The 511-nt window shown below is 35.4% G+C and carries 1 protein-coding gene; it reads right to left on the bottom strand.

The genetic code is table 11. The features are described from left to right. A partial coding sequence (locus R7O13_RS31065) for a hypothetical protein (RefSeq protein ID WP_318305753.1) occupies positions 1-378 on the bottom strand: 378 nt, incomplete at its 3' end. Positions 379-511: the final 133 nt, after the last annotated feature.

Here is a 511-nt window from a genome sequence, read left to right as displayed (position 1 = left end):
CTTTTTAGCATTAAAATCAGAAATCCAACCATTAGAAGTCAATACTCTTCCTTCTAAATCGGCGACAAAAACTTCAGTCAATGCTTCAGTTTCACCTGCGGTATGCTTTAGTACAGACTGTAAATAATCATTTTTATCTTTGTCGTACGACCAAGATGATGGCAGACTCGATAACGCGTAAGCGATTGATTTTGCTTCATCGATGAATGAATTCATCTCCGAATTATAGGAAACTTCAATAATTTTTCTCGACTGCTCGTCAAGTTGTATTGCGTCAGCGTCTGCTAGAGCCCTTAGATAGTGATATGTTGCTAATGTGACAAAAATTAACATGGCAACTAATGTCAATAGAGAATATTTTAGTATTTTTTTTAACATGGCAAGTCTGCTCAATTAATTTTTGCGCATAATCCCTTACCAGCATCATGGATATGTAGTACTAATACACTACATGCATTAAATTTCCATACAATGTGACAACAATCACAATAGTATACCAGTAGAGCAGTTG

This window comes from Vibrio sp. Y176 (assembly GCF_033438945.1).
The sequence above is the reverse complement of the archived record's forward strand: the minus strand, read 5'-3'. Positions and strand labels throughout refer to the sequence as shown.